Origin of the sequence: Maribacter sp., assembly GCF_049667165.1 — a bacterium.
In the GTDB taxonomy this organism is placed as follows: Bacteria; Bacteroidota; Bacteroidia; order Flavobacteriales; family Flavobacteriaceae; genus Maribacter_A.
Window position 1 is genome coordinate 1 of sequence record NZ_JBATHS010000353.1, and the last position, 2,186, is coordinate 2,186.

Here is a 2,186-nt window from a genome sequence, read left to right on the forward strand (position 1 = left end):
GACTATATGTTCCATGGGATTCTATTGTGGAAACAAACAAAGCTTCCTTTGCATTCTTTTTCCTTAAAATCAAGGTTTGCTCATTACGCAGATTAAAGTCTGGGTCATTTGCCCCTATTCTACCAAAAATAACTTCATCCTTATTATGTGTAACTACAGTATAGGTATAAAACTTACCGTTTCGTAACCAGTTTAATTGAATAGTACCATCCTTACCAAAAGCGGATCCCTCTTTATACAAATGCTGATACCCGTCAGATTTTCCTAAAATTTCAGGTACATCCAATTTTGAATATTCAAAATTGGTTTGCATGATTTGCCCTAAGAAGTAGAAGGGCAGATCATATTGATTTGAACTTTCAGATGATACGCGCAAAATATCCAACACATAAGGGTTCTCATATTCTTCATCCTTAATAGTCACCATCGTTCTATGAAGCTTTGAGCCAGGATAGGCATTTTCTTCTTTGGCACTGGCAACTTGCAGCTTTTCATCTGCTACACTGAATACATATTTATTTGAATGATATTTGCTTCCAATATCATAATTTCCTTTAAAATGAGAGGTTTCATTTTGTACTAAAGCATTGTGGGCAATACTCTGTTTCGCCCAAGTGGTATTCTCTTTTAAATAGTTTCCGCCTCCTTTTTGTTCAATATTCACGAAACGACCCATGCCGTAATCTTGAACTACCTCGTTGCCATCTTCAAATAATGCAAAAGATAATTTATCATAATGTCCATGACTCAATCCTTGAGCTGTGTATTTAAAAACCAACTCCAAACCGTCACTACGTATAATTCCAACGCCGCCTTCATCCCCATGGGCACCATCGGATAATTCAATCGATTTTTTAACAAAAGGCTTTTCCTTTCCATCTTTAATACCAAGAGCTACTGCTAAACCTGCATCATCAAGAGTAACTTCATCTTGCTTATTGGCTATACTTAATAATTCTGGATTATTACCTCCAAAATGATAGCCTATATCAACCGTAGCTATTAAAGATGTATTATAATACGACATTCCTTTTTGAGCATCGTTCAACAAAAAGAACTCGCCATCAACATCGGATAAGTTCAATAGTGCAGTAACACTTTTTATAAGCACACTATCTTTATATTCGAACACTTTTAGTTCGGGTTTTTTATTTTGAAGTGCTTGTGCAAAAATCAAAAACGGGTACGAAGCATAACGTTGATAATAAGGGCCTTCTGTAAAATATCCATCGGGAGAAAAAGGCTCATTCACATTGGCAAAGTATCCAATTTCTTGACCAACTTTTCGAATATAACCACCGTCATTATCCTTTTCATTTGGATCAAAACTGTCATCTTGAACACCATGCAATGCTCTTTCTAAAAGTTCATCATCATCCATAGCCAAAGCAATCATTCCCACAGCCACATTACCCCACGTTGCATGGTTATGAACTCGGTTAAAAAATTGTGGGTTGTCTATTGAAATGTGATCCGCAAAAGGTCTAAATAAATCAGTCTCTAAAGTATTGCGCTCTTCTTCTGACAAATAATCATAAATACAGTCATACGCTTGACTTGTATACACCAACCAATTTGAATCATTTAAACATTGCCAAAATAATTTTCCCCTAGCGTATGAGCGCGGCTTTGGATGTAAAGGTAGCGTTGGATATTGCTTAGCATACTCAAAAAGCATGTCTTTTACAAATTTGGCATATTTCCCATCTTCGAGAATTTGATATAATACCCCTGCTTTTTGCATTAAGGTATAATTCTTTTTGTGCGTCTCGTGTGAATATCCGCCTGAATAATCTTTGGGAACAGGAACATCAAAACCATTTTCAATCTCAGCATCAATCTCTTTTTGAGTGGCTGCCATGGTTTTATCAAAAATTGGAATACTTCCTAAATTAGCCCTTATATCCTTAACGCCTTGTTTTGTTAAGATTAAACCTGGATGTTCACTTTTATTGGCAGATGGATCTCCTGAAGCATCTACTTTATCCTGACAGGAAAAAGTAATTGACATTATAATTACACTAAGCAATATCGATTTTATTTTATTCATCCCTCTTACTTAGAAATTGCACCCAAATCCAATCCATCCGTTCCTTTTCCTTTTAATGGAGAATCGGCATTTAGCTCATACGTATCCGTATTCTTGAAGTTTGGACTCAAAGACCACTGGTTTTCCACAGTATATT

The 2,186-nt window shown here is 35.9% G+C and carries 1 protein-coding gene; it reads right to left on the reverse strand.

The window, feature by feature from the left end; translation table 11 throughout:
• Positions 1 to 2,050 (reverse strand): alginate lyase family protein (locus WBM98_RS16280; protein WP_424367078.1); only part of this gene is annotated, 2,050 nt, incomplete at its 3' end.
• Positions 2,051 to 2,186: the final 136 nt, after the last annotated feature.